The organism is Microbacterium sp. MMO-113 (assembly GCF_037148555.1).
Taxonomy (GTDB): Bacteria; Actinomycetota; Actinomycetes; order Actinomycetales; family Microbacteriaceae; genus Microbacterium.
The window spans coordinates 177098-192172 of sequence record NZ_JBBCTD010000001.1 but is presented as its reverse complement, the minus strand read 5'-3'; the positions used below and the strand labels follow the sequence as shown (position 1 = coordinate 192172).

The window sequence follows — 15075 nt, the reverse complement described above, 5'->3', positions numbered from 1 at the left end:
CGAGACCCCGTCGCGATGCGACACAATGAGCACGTGCCCCGCATCGTCGACCATGATGAGCGTCGCCGTCAGATCGCCGACGCGCTGCTCGTCGTCGCCGCCAGGGACGGGCACGAGAGCGTGTCCTCGCGGGCGGTCGCGAAGGAGCTCGGCGTCGCGACCGGCTCCCTGTGGCACTACTTCGACGGCTTCGACGACGTCGTCCGCGCCGCGGCGGCCGAGGTCACCCGCCGCACCGACGAGCGCATCGCCGCCGCGACGGACGGACTGCGCGGCCTCGCCCGCCTGCGGGCCCTGATGGGCGAGGTGCTCCCCGTCGACGAGCGCACCCGCACCGAGGCGCACGTGGTCGTCGGCTTCTGGGGGCGCCTGGCCACTCTCGCCCCGGCCCCCGACGCCGGAGCGCCGACTCTCGCGACGTGGCAGGACAGCATCCGGGAGGCCCTGGACGAGGCGGCGACCGACGGCGAGCTGCGCCCCGACACCCCCACCGGCGACCTCCTCGCCCTCCTGCGCTCGATCACCTACGGCCAGCAGGTCGTCGAGGTCACGGAGCCGCAGACGCCGGCGGCGCACTTCGCGGTCCTCGACAGCATCCTCGCCCCTTGGCGACGCTGACCTCGACATCGCCCACACGCCACGGTTGTGCACCCGTGCACGCCGTCGTATCATCGTGCCAACCCGTTTCTTGAGCGTTCGCTCGAAAATAGTGAGGTCAACGATGTCCCCGCACTCCCCGCAGCCCGTCTCCCTCGAGCCCATCGCCGCTCCGCATCCGCTCGATCCGCTCACCGGCGCCGAGATCGCCGCCGCCCGCGCGGTGCTCGACGCGGCCGGCCTGCTGACGGCGACCACCCGCGTGCCCATGCTGCTCCCCGACGAAGCCACGAAGGAGGAGCTCGCGGCCTGGCGCCCCGGCTCCCCCATCGACCGCCGGGTGGACGTGACGCTGCTCGACGCCGCCACCGGCGTCGCGACCGAGGTGATCGTCTCGATCACCCGCGGCGAGGTCGTGCGCCAGGAGCGGGTGCCCAACGACGCCCCGCCCTACGGCCAGCCGCAGTACCTGTTCGAGGAGTACGAGCGGGCCGAGGCCATCGCCAAGGCCTCGCCGGAATGGCAGGCGGCCATGCGCCGTCGCGGCCTGACGGACCACATGGCCCTCGCCTTCTGCTCCCCCCTGGCCCCGGGCTACACGGGCCGGGCCGACGAGGTGGGCCGCCGCGTGATCCGGTCCCTCACCTTCCTCCGATACGACGAGCAGGATTCCCCGTGGGCGCACCCCGTCGAGGGGCTGATCGTGCACATCGACCTCACCACGGACAGCGTGATCCGCGTCGAGGACGAGGGCGACGTGCCGGTCCCGGCCGGACACGGCAACTACTACCCGGAGGTGCAGGGCGCGGCGCGGACGACGCTGAAGCCCATCGAGATCACCCAGCCGGAGGGGCCGAGCTTCGCCGTCTCCGGATCGCTCGTCGAGTGGGAGGGCTGGTCGATGCGCGTGGGCTTCAACGCCCGCGAAGGCCTCGTGCTGCACGACGTGTCGTTCCAGGGGCGCTCCGTGCTGCACCGGGCGAGCGTGCCGGAGATGGTCGTGCCCTACGGCGACACCGCCCCCGGGCGCTACTGGATCAGCTACTTCGACGCGGGCGAGTATCTCCTCGGCAAGAACGCCAACCACCTGGAGCTCGGCTGCGACTGCCTCGGCGTGATCCGGTACCTCGACGGCTACGTCGCCGACGACCACGGCCACCCGGTCCGCATCCCCAACGTGATCTGCATGCACGAGGAGGACTACGGCATCCTCTGGAAGCACACCGACCTCTCCGGGCGCTCCGACGTGCGGCGCTCGCGGCGCTTCGTCGTCTCGTACTTCTCCACCATCGGCAACTACGACTACGGCTTCTACTGGAACTTCGGCCTGGACGGCTCGATCGAGGTCGTCGCCAAGGCCACGGGCATCGTGTTCGCCGCCGCCGGAGAGCCGGGTGTCCGCCAGAAGCACGCCACCGAACTCGCTCCCGGCGTCTTCGCCCCGGTCCACCAGCACCTGTTCTGCGCGCGCCTCGATGTGGCGATCGACGGCCAGGACAACCGTCTCGTGGAGGTGGACGCGCAGCGGGTGCCCCTGGGGCCGGACAACCCGTTCGGCAACGCCTTCACCTGGTCGGAGACGGTGCTGGAGACCGAGCACGCCGCCCGGCGCGAGGCCGACTCCTCGGTCGCCCGGGTGTGGGAGGTGCAGAGTGCCTCGCGGACGAACCACGTCGGCCGCCCGACCGCGTATCACCTCGTCCCGGAGCCGACCGCCCTGCTGATGGCCGACCCCGCGTCGTCGGTCGCTGCCCGTGCGGCCTTCGCCACGAAGCACCTCTGGGCGACGCGATACGAGCACGGCCAGATCTGGCCGGCCGGGCGCTATCCCAACGCGCACCAGGGCGGCGCCGGCCTCCCGGAGTACACGGCCGACGATCGCCGGATCGACGGCGAGGACATCGTGCTGTGGCACACCTTCGGGCTCACGCACTTCCCCCGCCCGGAGGACTGGCCGATCATGCCCGTGGACTACGCGGGATTCTGGTTCAAGCCCTACGGCTTCCTCGACCAGAACCCGGCCATGGACGTGCCGGAGTCCTCCCAGGCGCACGGCGGCGCGGCGGCGACGGCCTCCTGCTGCGGCGGCGACTCCTGCGCCTGCGGCCACTGAGCGCGCCCGGGCTCGCTCCGCCGCGCGATCAGTAGCGGGCGGAGAAGGCCCCGTCGGCCTGGAGGAGCTGCCCGGAGATCCAGCGCCCCTCGTCCGAGACGAGGAACGAGACGACGGCGGCGATGTCGCCCGGGGTGCCGAGGCGCCCGAGCGGCGTCATCCCGGCGAGGCCGGCGCGCGTCTCGTCGTCCATCCATCCGGTGTCGATGGGGCCGGGGTTCAGGACGTTGGCGGAGATGCCGCGCGGACCGAGCTCGCGCGCGGCGGAGATGACCAGCCGGTCGAGCGCACCCTTGGACGCTCCGTACGGCAGGTTCCCGGTGACGTGATCGCTCGTGAGAGCCACGATCGCGCCGCCGTCCTCGGCCTGCCGGGCGAAGGCCGCGATGAGGAGCAGGCTCGCTCGCGCATTCACGGCGACGTGCCGGTCGAAGCTCTCCGCCGTGGTGTCGAGCACGCCGGACTCGACGTCGTGCGCGTGGCTGAGGACGAGCGCGGAGAGCGGACCGTGTGCCTCCGCGACCTCGGCGATCAGGCGCTCCGGCCCGTCCGCGGTGGAGAGGTCGGCGGGGTGATCGGCGTCGTGGAGGTCGCTGGTGACGACGGTCCAGCCGTCGGCACGGAGCCGCGGGACGATGCCGGCGGCGATGCTGTTCGCGCGCGCGGCGCCGGTGACGAGAACGAGGGGCATGCCCTCACGCTAGCGGGCGGCCCGTCGCGGGTGCGAAAGGGTGCCCCGATGGCTCCCGTCCGGAGCTTTTCGCATCCCGCACCGCGGGGAGAGCGACGACCGGCTCAGGTGAGGGCGGCGATCGCGTCGCGGAGGATGCCGTCGGACGCCGCCAGTGCCGCCGCGGCGGTCTCGGCGGACGCTCCGGTCGCGAGCAGGAGCAGAGCGAGCTTGACGGAACCGTCCGCGGCCTCCAGCGCGGCGGACGCGGCGTCGACGTCGACGCCGGCGAGCTGCGACACCGTGCGGATCGAGCGGGCGTGCAGCTTCTCGTTCGTCGCCAGCAGGTCGACCATGACCCCGCGGTACGTCTTGCCGAGTTTGATCATCGAGAGCGTCGTCAGCATGTTCACGACGAGCTTCTGCGCCGTGCCGGACTTCAGCCGCGTGGAGCCCGAGATGAACTCCGGCCCCGTGACGACCTCGATCGCGATCTCGGCCTCCGCGCCGATCGCCGACCCGGCGTTCGAGGCGATCGCCACCGTGAGCGCGCCGAGGCCCCTGGCGTACCGCAGCCCGCCGATGACGTAGGGCGTGCGGCCGGATGCCGAGATCCCCACCACCGTGTCCAGGCCGGTGAGGTCCAGGTCGCGCAGAGCCACGGCCGCGGCCTCGTCGTCGTCCTCCGCGTTCTCCACCGCCGAGCGGATGGCCGTCTCCCCGCCCGCGATGAGCCCCACGACCATCGACGGGTCGGTGCCGAAGGTGGGCGGGCACTCGCTCGCATCGAGCACGCCGATGCGTCCGGCCGTGCCCGCGCCGATGTAGATGAGACGACCGCCGCGGCGGAACCGCTCCGTGATGCCGTCCACCGCCGCCGCGATCTCCGCCGTGCGTCCGGCCACGGCCTCGGGCACACGCCGGTCCTCGGCGTTCATGCGCTCGACGAGCTCAGTCGTGCTCAGCAGGTCGAGGTCGCCGCGCTCGGTGGTGGAGGCCTCGGTATCGAGGCCCGCGAGCTCGGCGAGGAGAGTGGTCAGACGGGAGTCATTCGGCACGGTGCACGAACCTTTCATGGGGGAGATCGAGGCGACGGGTCAGCAGCAGGGCCCCGTCCATGGCGCCGCCGCGCGCGGGGACGACGCGGTGGCCGCGCGCGTCCAGAGCGCGGGTCAGGGCGGCGCGGAAGCCGTCGTGGTCGGTGAGGCCACCGTGCAGCGCGACGTCCTCGGTCGCCCCGGCGGCCGCAGCAGTCGTCGCCGCGAGGAGCCGGGCAGCCTCGTCGACGATCCCGCGGGCGACGGCGTCGTCGTCTGCGGCGGCGGCGAGCACGAGGGGCGCGAGGGTCGCGAGACGGCGGGCGAGGGCTCCGTCGGCGGCGAGCCAGGCCTGCACGGCCGAGGGCGGGCCGACGGGGGCGGCGAGCGCCGCGGTGAGGGCGGTGGGCGCGGCCAGCCCGTCGTGGGCACGGAGCACGGCACGCAACGCCTCGCGGCCGAGCCAGGATCCGCTGCCGAAGTCGCCCAGCTCGGGGCCCCAGCCGTCGACCAGACGCGCACCGGAGGGGTCGACGCCCAGCGCCACGGCCCCGGTGCCGGCGATGAGCAGCACGCCGGCCGCGCCGTCGAGGGCGCCCGCATGGGCGGTGACCACGTCCGACGCCACGGCCACGCGCGCTCCGGTCCGTGCGGCGAGCGCGGCGGCGAGTTCCGCGGCCGCCTCCGGGGCGAACCAGGCGCCGGCCGCCCCCACGCCGAGCGTGTCGATGCGCTCGACATCGTCGAGCAGCGGGAGAATCGCGGTGAGCGCCGCCTCCACTCCGCCCGCCGCGGCGAGGCCCGGCGCTCCGATCCCGGAGCGCTCCCCGGCCGTCGCGCCGTGCACGACGAGGCGGCAGCGGGACTTGCCGAGGTCGACGGTGGCGGTCGTCTCGCTCATCGGCACTCCTCGGATCCGGCGGAAAGAAAGAAAAGCGACTACACAACACGTAGACTCGCTGAAAAGAATTTACCATCCCGTTCCGCCGTTCCGGAGGATACCGTGAGCATCCAGTCGACGATCGAAGCCGCCGCTGCGACCCTGCCCCCGTCCCTGGCCCGCGTCGCGGTCGCCGTGCGGGAGAACCCGAGCCTCGTGATCGACAAGACGATCAGCGAGCTCGCGACGGAGTGCCGCACCTCGGTCGCGTCCGTCGTCCGGTTCTGCCGGGCGATCGGCTTCACCGGCTACGCCCCGCTGCGCATGGCCCTGGCCACCGAGCTCGGCAAGGAGGCCGCCCAGTTCTCCGCCCGCGGCGCCTACGGCTCCGAGATCTCCGACGAGGATTCCCTGGAGGAGGCCGTCTCCAAGCTCGCCGCCCTGGAACTCCTCGCGATCGAGGAAACCGTCGGGCAGCTCGATTTCGCCGTGTTGACGGCGGCGGTCGCGGCCATCGACGGCGCCGACCGGATCCTCCTCTACGGCATCGGCGCCAGCCAGTTCGTCGCGGAGGACCTCGCGCACAAGCTGCTCCGCGTCGGCCGCAACGCCCACGTCCTCTCCGACCCCCACGAGGCGATCGCCGCCGCCGTCCTCCCCGTGGGCACGACCGTCGCGATCGGGTTCTCGCATGCGGGGTCGACCATCGAGACGGTGCGGTTCCTCGAGGCGGCCGCCGCGAACGGCGCGACGACGGTGGCCGTCACCTCCGTGAAGGACTCCCCCCTCGCCCAGGTCGCCGACCATGCGCTGTTCACCGAGGTGCGCGAGTCGACCTTCCGCGCCGGGGCGATGGTGAGCCGGATCGCCCAGCTCGCGCTCGTGGACTGCCTGTTCATCGGCGTCGCCAAGCGCCGGTACGCCGAGACCGTCGACGCCCTGCAGCGCACGCGTCAGGCGACGCGCCTCCTCCGCGACTGACGCCCCGCGGGCCGACGGTACTCAAACCGTCTCGACGTCCGCGGCGGCGAGTCCGTCCGCGTGCGTCGCCGGAGTCCCCATGGCCCCGGCGGTGCGCAGGAACACGATGATCCAGCTGAAGATCAGCACGGCCGCGATGAGCTCGACCGCCGTGAGGTTGTAGTAGCCGACCGCGAAGAACGCCCCCAGCAGCACGATGACCAGCACGTACGCCCAGCCGAGCCCCACGAACACCCGCGGGATGCTGCGCACGAACCAGGGCAGGCCGACGACGATCACCGCGAACACCACCGCCATGCCCGTCGCGACCGTGTTGTGCAGGCCGAAGAACTCGTCCACCGGGAAGATGCCCACGCACGCGAGGAAGATCCCCATGAGGATGAGGCCCCCGCGCACGATCGTCCGGCCACGGCGGTCGACCGGGTCGTCGACGGGCAGCCCCGCGGTCGCATAGCGGGAGATGGTCGTCACCATGACCCCCGCGATGATGAGGGTCACGTTGAAGGCCACCGAGGCGCTGTTGCTGCTCATGCCCAGCGCGGACAGGTTGTCGCGCCACCAGTGCACGTCGCTCGACGCCAGCATCGCCGCGAACGCGCCCACGACGAGGAACACCGCGAGCACCAGCGACAGCACGGTCGGCGTCAGCGCGACCGCGCTGAGGAAGGCGACGTAGCCGGTGAGCGCGAAGGCCACCGCGACGAGGATCGCCCCGGGGAACGCGAAGACCGGGGCGTCGACGAAGCTCTGCTCCAGCAGCTGCGCGATGCCGAGCCAGCCGAGGTAGGCGATGGCGGCGAGGTCGTACCAGCGGAGCCGGTCGCCGGGGACCGCGAATCCGTCCCTCGCGACCGACGGGTCGACCTCCGGAGCCCGCACGGCGAGGCGCCCCAGGGCGAAGGCGAGCGCGGCCGCGATCGCACCGCCGTACGCCGCGAACATGCCGATCGAGCCGGTGCCGCTGATCGAGAGCTGGTGCCCCCAGAACACCGGGAGGGCCACGAGGAACCCCACCAGCAGGAACGCCGCGCCGACGATCAGCGCCGTCGCCTCGAACACCGCGTCGGAGGTGGCGGGACCGCGCACCTGACGGAGCACGTGCCGGATCCGCTGCCCCACCGTCGACATCATCCCGTCCTTCACGGACCACATCCTAGACGGCACCCCCCGCGCGGTCGTCGCCGGTGGTAGCATCGCGGAACGGATCGTATACAACGTCGTCGTTCCCACCAGCCCGAGGTGATCAGTCATGAACGGTGCCCTCACCACCCCCGCCGAATCGGTGTCGACCCTCGTCGCGCGCAACATCAGCGAGTTCCGCGCCGCCGTCTCCGAGTCGTTCGTCCCGCTGCAGGTGTCCTCCGCGGGCGCCGACCAGTTCCGCGGCGTGATCCGCGGCGCCGCCGTCGACGAGGTCCACGTCAACGACATCCGCGCCACCTCGCACGTCGTCGAGCGCACCACCGAGCTCATCGCCCGCGGCGACCGGTCGTACTTCAAGGTGAGCCTGATGCTCGCCGGGACAGGGCTGCTCATCCAGGACGACCGCGAGGCCGTGCTGCAGCCAGGCGACCTCGCCGTCTACGACACCGATCGGCCGTACTCCCTCGTCTTCGATCAGGACTTCCGCACCATGGTGGTCATGTTCCCGAAGCACCTCATCAGCCTGCCCGCGGACATGATCGGGCAGCTCACGGCCGTCCGCATCTCCGGGCAGGAGGGGCTGGGCGGCATGGTCGTGCCGTACCTGACGCAGCTCGCCGGTAACCTCGACGAGCTGGCCGGCACGACGGGGGCTCGGCTCGCGCACAGCGCCCTCGACCTCGTGACCACCGTGTTCACGCGGGAGCTCGGTCTTGACCAGGCCTCCGCCGACCCGCACCGCGCCCTCATGCAGCGGATCCGTTCGCACATCGACCGCAACCTCGCCTCCACAGACCTCGGTCCGGCCTCGATCGCCGCGGCGCACTTCATCTCCACCCGCCATCTGCACGGGCTGTTCCAGGAGCAGGGGGTGACCGTGTCGACCTGGATCCGCACGCGCCGCCTGGAGCAGTGCCGCCGCGACCTCCTCGACCCGATGCTCGCCGACCGCCCCGTCGCCGCGATCGCCGCCCGCTGGGGCTTCGTCGACGCTGCGCATTTCAGCCGTGCATTCAAGGCCGCCTTCGGCGTCTCCCCCAGCGAGTACCGCGCCATCCACTGATTCCCGTCCTCCCCGTCCCGCCCGCACCCTCCCCCGCCCCGGACGCGGGATCAAGAACGCGCCCCATCCCCGTCCGGCAAGGCCACCTTCGATCCCGCACCACGGCGACGCCACACGCAACGCGTCGGGCATGAGATCCCCGGGCGGGATCACGAACGTGCCTCACCCGCGACCGACAGGGACGATTCTGATCCCGCACCGATGCGCTGCGCGCGACGGCACGCGCCGTCCGAGTGCGGGATCAAGAACGCACCGCACCCGCGACCGACAGGAGCCCTTTCGACCCCGCACCGTACGGGGCGGGACGCGGGACTCGTTACGGGATCAAGAACGCACCCGACGTGCGTCTGGCGAGGGCACTTTCGATCCCGCACCGACGAGAGGCACCCGTCTCGCACCGGGGCGGCGGCGGGTGGAACGGCGGTGCGGGATCAGGAACGGGCCCCCTGCACGTCCGGCAGGGGCGTTTCCCGTCCCGCACGGGGGCTGCGGGGGCTGCGGGGACGGACCGGGGGCGGAACCGGCGGGGGCGGGGGCTTGCCCGGGAGGGCACGCCGGTTGACTCTCGGCGCGGGATGGACGCCGCGCGCTTGAGGGCTCCCCCGGCCCGGCCGGAGCATGAGGCAAGCGCATCGCGACGACGCGGTGCCCGGGGCGACGAGGCCCCGCCGTGTGCGACGTCAGGACCCTCATGACCGACATCTCCACCGACCCCGCTCTGGACGAATGGCGCACGTACGACGAGTTCGCCGCGGGCATCGACACGTTCCGCCTGCCGAACACGACGCTCGCCGGAACCACGCTCACGCTCACCCTGGACGACGACGCCACCCTCACGCTCCGCTTCGACGAGGACTCCGTGACGTGGGAGGGAGGGGGCGCCTCCGGCCGCGACCCGTATGACGCGGTCCGCGTGCGCGACGACGTCGTCTTCGTGAACATCCCCTTCGAGACCCGCGAGCGCGAAGCCCTCACCGTCGTGTTCTCCACCACGACCCACCGCGCCACCGTCATCCGCTCCCGCATCGCGGCGGAGGCCGTCGAGGGCACCCCGCAGGTCGGACAGGACTTCTGGGCCGCGACCACCGACGCCGGCCCCGCGACCGGAGAGGTCCCCGGTCCGAGCCGCGACCTCATCGGCAAGCGGAACATCTACCGCTACAGCCCCCACCACCTGTACGAGCACGTCTACGTCTCCAGCCAGCGCTACGCGTGGCAGTGCCTCGAGGGCGTCCAGCGCGGTCACGGCGACATGGACCTCTCCACGGTGTGGAAGTTCGCGGACGGCCTCTACCTGTTCTGCTTCCGCGAGTTCCGGATCGCAGTGGCGAGCGTCTGGCTGCACGACCTCGGCTACCAGCTCATGACGACGGGCATCTTCCTCGGACTCAACGGCGACGGCGAGTCCGAGCACTCCCGCGCCGGCGGACACATCTACCCCCTGGGCGCCGTCGCCTACCCCGACGCCCAGCCCGTCTGACCCCTCGACCCTTCGACGGGCTCGGGGACCCGGAACGAAAGAGAGCACATGAGCAACGCAGACCTGATCCGCGACCACTACGCCGCGAACGACCGGGGCGACCTGGACGGCATGCTCGCGCCCTTCGCGGCCGACATCGAGTGGACGGAGGCCGCCGGGTTCCCCTACGCCGGAACGTACATCGGCCCGGACGCGGTCGCCGACAACGTCTTCGGCCGCATCCAGGAGGAGTGGGACGACTACACCGTCGCGATCGACGAGGTCGTCGACGGCGGCGACGTCGTGGTCGGCATCGGCACCTACTCCGGCACCTACAAGCGCACCGGGCGGTTCTTCGCCGCCCGGGTGGCCCACGTCTGGCGCGTGGCGGGCGGCGAGATCGTCGCCTTCGAGCAGTTCACCGACACGGAGCTCGTGAACCGCGCTCTGCGCGCGCCGTCGACGAGCACCGAGACCCAGCCTTCGAGCTGACAGCAGGACCCGAACAGGAGAGGCAGAAGCACATGAACAGACGAGCATCCGGCACCGCGGCGGTCATCGCCGTGGCCGCCCTCGCTCTCGCCGGCTGCGCCGGTGGCGACGGAGCCGGGGGCGACGGCGCCCCCATCGTCGTCGGCTCCGTGAACACGATCAGCGGCCCGGCGACGTTCCCGGAAGCGTCGCAGGCGGCCGCCGCCGTCTTCGACGCGTTCAACGAGGAAGGCGGCCTGGACGGCCGCACCATCGAGTACAAGATGCTCGACGACAAGGGCGACCCCGCCACGGCCACCGCCTCGGCGCGGGAGATCGTGGGCAGCGACGAAGCCGTCGCGCTCGTGGGCTCCGCGAGCCTCATCGAGTGCGAGATCAACGCGAAGTACTACGAGCAGGAGGGCATCCTCTCGGTGCCCGGCATCGGCGTCGACACGGGCTGCTTCGACAGCGAGAACATCTCGCCGGCGAACGTCGGCCCGTTCAACGACATGACCCTCACGCTGCAGTACGGCTCCGAGGTGCTCGGACTCGACGACATCTGCATCCTGCTGGAGATCGCCGGCTCCACCCGCCCGACCTACCAGGCCGCGATCGACAGGTGGACCGAGATCACGGGCAAGGAGCCGAAGTACGTCGACGACACCGTGCCGTACGGCGCCTCCGACTACACGCCCTACATCGTCAAGGCGCGGGACCAGGGCTGCAAGGCCCTCGCGATCAACCCCGTCGAGCCCGACGCGATCGGACAGGTCAAGGCCGCGAACGCGCAGGGCTGGGACGACGTGACCTGGCTCTACCTCACGAGCGTCTACAGCGAGAACTTCGCCGACGCGATCGACGACGCGGGCGCCGGCATCTACGTCCCCGCCGAGTTCTATCCCTTCACGGACGACAGCGACATCAACGCGGACTGGCGGGCGCTGATGGAGGAGAACGACATCCCCCTCACCTCGTTCAGCCAGGGCGGCTACCTCGCGGCGACGTACTTCATCGAGGTGCTGAAGAGCATCGACGGCGACATCACCCGGGAGAGCGTCTCCGAGGCGCTGAAGGGCATGGACCCGATCGAGAACCCGATGGTGGGGACGCCCTACGCCTTCGGCACGCAGAACACCGCGGGCTGGCCGATCGTCCTGAAGTCGGGCACGAACGCCTGGGAGAAGGTCGCCGACGACTGGCTCCGGATCGGCGAATAGTCCCCGCGCTTCGACAGGCTCAGCGACCCACCCTGGGTCCCTGAGCCTGTCGAAGGGCCCCTCACCAGAAAGGACGCCTGATGCTCCAAGGCGCCATCGCCGGTCTCGCCGCCGGCGGCCTCTACGCCGTCCTCGGCGTCTGCCTCACCCTCATGTCGCGCCTCGTGCGCGTGGTGAACTTCGCCCAGGCCGCGACCGGCATGTTCGGCGCGTTCACCGCCGTGTGGTTCGTCCGAGAGATCGGGCTGCCCATCTGGCTGGGCTCGATCCTCGGGGTCCTCGTCGCGGGCCTGCTCGCCGCGGCGATCGGGTTCATCGCCGCGACCTGGCTGTCGGAGGCCTCGACGACGAACCGCTCTGCCATGACGGTCGGCCCGCTCCTGCTGCTCATCTCGCTGTCGTTCATCCTGTTCGGCAACAAGCCGCAGCCGTTCACCCCGATCATCGCCGGCCCCGCGTTCTCCTTCGGCGGCGTGGTGATCAGCCAGGTCACCGTCGCGACGGTGGCGATGGCCGTCGTCACCGCCGTCGCCGTCCGCATCGTGCTGCGCCGCACCCGGGTCGGCACCCAGCTGCGCGCGCTGTCGGAGCGGCCGACCACGGCGGAGCTGCTCGGCATCCGCTCCCGGCCGCTGTCGATAGCCGTCTGGTTCGTTACCGGGATCATCAGCGCCATCGCGATCATCATCGTCGCGCCCTCGCAGTCGAACGACGCCACGAGCCTGTCCATGCTCATCGTCCCCGCCGCCGCGGCCGCGCTCCTTGGCGGCTTCCGCCGGCTCGACCTCGCCGTCGTCGGCGGGCTGCTCCTCGGCGTCCTCGGCGGACTCGTCGCGCAGATCGACGAAGTGGCGCTCGCGCGCAACTTCCTGCCGTTCCTGTTCATCGTCGTCCTGCTGCTGTGGACGCAACGCAAGGAGGTGTGGGATGCCGCTCGCTGACCGCCCCTGGTTCCGGATCACCTGGCCGTTCGCCGTCGCCCTCGTCGGCATCGGCGTGGGCGCGCTGCTCAGTGCCGCCCTTCCCGGCTACTTCGTCTTCCTCGCGATCAGCGCCGTCACGGCCGCGATCGCGATCCTCGGCCTCGGCATCGTGACCGGCTCGGCCGGGATGATCGCCCTGTGCCAGCTCACGTTCGCCGCGGTCGGGGCCTGGATCGTCTCGCTGCTGAACGTGATGCAGGCGCCGGGCGGGTTCCTGGTCTGGCTCGTGCTCGGCGGTGTCGCGGCCGGTCTCGTCGGCATCCTCGTCGGGCTCCCCGCCCTGCGGCTGCGCGGGGTGAACCTGGCGGTGGTGACGCTCGGCTTCGCCGCGGCGGCCGACGTCACGCTCGTGCAGATCCAGTTCCCCGGCTCCGCGGACGGCATCGCGATCGAGCGACCGGCGCTGTTCGGGAGCGACCGGGAGTTCTTCTTCCTCTCCATCGTCGTGCTCGCCGTCTGCGGCCTGGCGGTGTTCTTCCTGCAGCGCGGCCGGTGGGGCGCGAGCTGGAAGGCCGTTGCGTTCTCCGAGCGGGGCACGGCCGCGGCCGGGCAGAGCGTGCGCACCGCGAAGCTCACGGCGTTCGCGGTGTCGGCGGCCCTCGGCGGCATCTCCGGCGGGCTGCTCGCCGGACAGGTGCAGCTCCCCTTCGCCTCGAGCTTCACGCCGCTGCAGTCCCTCGCGCTGTACGTGCTGGCGATCATGTCCGGCGCGCACCTCATCGACATGGCCATCTTCGGCGGACTCCTCTGGGTGCTCGTGCCGGAGCTGCTCAAGCGCTGGGGCGTGCCGCAGGACTGGGGCTTCGTCGTGTTCGGCGTGCTGGGAGTGCAGGCCCTCACGAGCGGCACGAACCTCGGCCAGGGCATCCGCAACCTCCTGTACCGGCGGGCCGACCGGCGCACGGCCACCGCGGACCTCACGGCACTCCCGCCGGACGCGGGGACCGAGGCGACGGCGATCACCACGACCACGACCGCCACCGTCGACGAGGCCGCCCTCGACGGCGCTCCGGTGCTCACGGTCGACGGCCTGACCGTGCGGTTCGGGGCGCTCAAGGCCCTCGACGACGTCTCGTTCGCGGTGCCCGCCGCCTCGATCATGGGGCTCATCGGTCCGAACGGCGCCGGGAAGTCGACCTTCGTCGACGCCATCAGCGGCTTCCTCCCCCAGCACGAGGGCCGCGTGCTCCTCGGCGACCGCGACCTCGCCGGCCTCTCCCCCACGCGGCGTGCGCGGCTCGGACTGCGACGGACCTTCCAGCAGGACCGCGTCCCTCCGGCGCTGACGGTGGGCGGCTACGTGCGCTTCGTGGCCAGACGGCGGCTCGCCGCGGCGGACATCGACGAGGTCCTCGCGTTCTTCGGGTGCCCGCCTGCCCGGGCGCGCCTCTCGAGCGTCGACGTCGGCACCCGGCGGCTCGTGGAGGTCGCGGCGAACGTCGCCGCCCGCCCGCGCCTGCTCATCCTCGACGAACCCGCCGCGGGCCTCTCGCACGAGGAGCATCTGGCGCTCGCGGCTCGCCTCCGCGAGCTCCCGGGACGCTACGGCGTGGCCCTCATCATCATCGAGCACGACCTGGACCTCGTCCGCTCGGTGTGCCCGACCCTCACGGTCCTCGACTTCGGCCGCGTCCTGGCGAGCGGCCCGCAGGCGGAGGTCCTCGCGAACCCCGACGTCGTCACGGCGTACATGGGAGAGACGGAGCTGCTGAAATGAGCGCACTGGTGCTCGACGGCGTCACGGTGAGCCGCGGTGCCGGACCGGTCATCTCGGACGTCTCGCTGCGGGTCGCCGGCGGCGAGGTCCTGGCCCTGGTCGGCCCGAACGGGGCGGGCAAGACGAGCCTGATCGAGGCGGTGTCCGGCGTGACGCCGCACTCGTCCGGGTCGATCCTGCTGGACGGGGATCCGATCGACCGGCTCTCCCGCGTGGCGCGGGCCCGGCGCGGCATCGTGCACATCGAGCAGGGGCGGGCCGTGTTCCCGTCGCTGACCGTGCGCGAGAACCTCTCCCTCACGGCACGCACGGCCGGCGAGATCGAAGCCGTGCTCGCGCAGTTCCCGGAGCTGGAGAAGCGCATCGACTCCCCCACGGCGCTGCTGTCGGGTGGGGAGCAGCAGATGGTGGTCTTGGCGCGGGCGTTCGCGGCGAAGCCCCGGGTGCTGCTCATCGACGAGATGTCCCTGGGCCTCGCGCCGGTCGTGTTCCTGCGCCTGATGCCGATCGTCTCGTCGATCGCGGAGTCCGGGGTGGCGGTGCTGCTGGTGGAGCAGTTCACGCAGCTCGCACTCGGTCTCGCGCAGGAGGCGGTGGTCGTCGCCGGCGGCCGCGTGTCGTTCCAGGGCGCGCCGCAGGCCCTCCAAGACGACCCCGCCCTCCTCCACCGCGCCTACCTCGGGGGCTGACTCCCCGTCGACCCACCCCGTTGCGTTCCTCCCGGCCCCTTGCGTACGTGCG

General features: G+C 71.8%; 14 protein-coding genes. 10 read left to right on the top strand and 4 right to left on the bottom strand.

Annotated features, from left to right (window positions below; translation table 11 throughout):
• Positions 1-33: 33 nt before the first annotated feature.
• Both WFJ36_RS00875 and WFJ36_RS00870 read left to right on the top strand, forming a co-directional pair.
• Positions 34-618 carry a TetR/AcrR family transcriptional regulator gene (locus tag WFJ36_RS00875; RefSeq protein ID WP_336642451.1) on the top strand — a complete coding sequence of 195 codons (585 nt, stop codon included), beginning with the start codon at positions 34-36 and terminating at the stop codon, positions 616-618.
• Positions 619-721: 103 nt separating this feature from the next.
• Positions 722-2710: a primary-amine oxidase gene (locus WFJ36_RS00870; RefSeq protein WP_336642450.1), complete on the top strand. Its 1989-nt coding sequence runs from the start codon at positions 722-724 to the stop codon at positions 2708-2710.
• 28 nt (positions 2711-2738) lie between these two features.
• Here WFJ36_RS00870 and WFJ36_RS00865 read toward each other — a convergent pair whose 3' ends face one another.
• From WFJ36_RS00865 to WFJ36_RS00855, 3 genes are all read right to left on the bottom strand, one after another.
• Positions 2739-3401 (bottom strand): SDR family oxidoreductase, encoded by a 663-nt coding sequence (locus WFJ36_RS00865; protein WP_336642449.1) that lies wholly within the window; start codon positions 3399-3401, stop codon positions 2739-2741.
• A 104-nt stretch (positions 3402-3505) separates the two neighbouring features.
• On the bottom strand, positions 3506-4438 hold the full coding sequence (gene murQ, locus WFJ36_RS00860) for an N-acetylmuramic acid 6-phosphate etherase (RefSeq protein WP_071328097.1): 933 nt from the start codon (positions 4436-4438) through the stop codon (positions 3506-3508).
• The gene (locus WFJ36_RS00855; protein WP_336642448.1) at positions 4428-5318 is read right to left on the bottom strand and encodes a BadF/BadG/BcrA/BcrD ATPase family protein; all 891 of its coding nucleotides are present in this window, start codon (positions 5316-5318) and stop codon (positions 4428-4430) included. Before WFJ36_RS00855 ends, murQ begins: the two co-directional genes overlap by 11 nt.
• A gap of 102 nt (positions 5319-5420) precedes the next feature.
• Between WFJ36_RS00855 and WFJ36_RS00850 the strand changes: the two genes are divergently transcribed.
• Complete coding sequence (locus tag WFJ36_RS00850) at positions 5421-6278, top strand: MurR/RpiR family transcriptional regulator (RefSeq protein ID WP_071327377.1); 858 nt, start codon at positions 5421-5423, stop codon at positions 6276-6278.
• Between the two features lie 21 nt (positions 6279-6299).
• Here the strand turns inward: WFJ36_RS00850 and WFJ36_RS00845 are convergent, their stop codons facing one another.
• A complete protein-coding gene (locus tag WFJ36_RS00845) occupies positions 6300-7421 on the bottom strand; it encodes a DUF998 domain-containing protein (protein ID WP_336642447.1) in 1122 nt (373 codons plus the stop codon).
• A 106-nt stretch (positions 7422-7527) separates the two neighbouring features.
• Here WFJ36_RS00845 and WFJ36_RS00840 point away from each other — a divergent pair, with 106 nt between their 5' ends.
• The 7 genes from WFJ36_RS00840 to WFJ36_RS00810 all read left to right on the top strand — a co-directional run bounded on the left by WFJ36_RS00840 (position 7528) and on the right by WFJ36_RS00810 (position 15023).
• The gene (locus WFJ36_RS00840; protein WP_292788830.1) at positions 7528-8484 is read left to right on the top strand and encodes a helix-turn-helix domain-containing protein; all 957 of its coding nucleotides are present in this window, start codon (positions 7528-7530) and stop codon (positions 8482-8484) included.
• Positions 8485-9175: 691 nt separating this feature from the next.
• Complete coding sequence (locus WFJ36_RS00835; protein ID WP_336642446.1) at positions 9176-9964, top strand: MoaF C-terminal domain-containing protein; 789 nt, start codon at positions 9176-9178, stop codon at positions 9962-9964.
• 48 nt (positions 9965-10012) lie between these two features.
• Positions 10013-10435: a nuclear transport factor 2 family protein gene (locus tag WFJ36_RS00830; RefSeq protein ID WP_292786842.1), complete on the top strand. Its 423-nt coding sequence runs from the start codon at positions 10013-10015 to the stop codon at positions 10433-10435.
• 32 nt (positions 10436-10467) lie between these two features.
• Positions 10468-11634: an ABC transporter substrate-binding protein gene (locus tag WFJ36_RS00825; RefSeq protein ID WP_071327381.1), complete on the top strand. Its 1167-nt coding sequence runs from the start codon at positions 10468-10470 to the stop codon at positions 11632-11634.
• Between the two features lie 80 nt (positions 11635-11714).
• Positions 11715-12575 (top strand): ABC transporter permease subunit, encoded by an 861-nt coding sequence (locus tag WFJ36_RS00820; RefSeq protein WP_336642445.1) that lies wholly within the window; start codon positions 11715-11717, stop codon positions 12573-12575.
• Positions 12562-14334: a branched-chain amino acid ABC transporter ATP-binding protein/permease gene (locus tag WFJ36_RS00815; protein WP_071327383.1), complete on the top strand. Its 1773-nt coding sequence runs from the start codon at positions 12562-12564 to the stop codon at positions 14332-14334. Before WFJ36_RS00820 ends, WFJ36_RS00815 begins: the two co-directional genes overlap by 14 nt.
• A complete protein-coding gene (locus tag WFJ36_RS00810) occupies positions 14331-15023 on the top strand; it encodes an ABC transporter ATP-binding protein (protein WP_071327384.1) in 693 nt (230 codons plus the stop codon). The genes WFJ36_RS00815 and WFJ36_RS00810 overlap by 4 nt, the downstream gene beginning before the upstream one ends.
• The last annotated feature ends 52 nt before the right edge of the window (positions 15024-15075 follow it).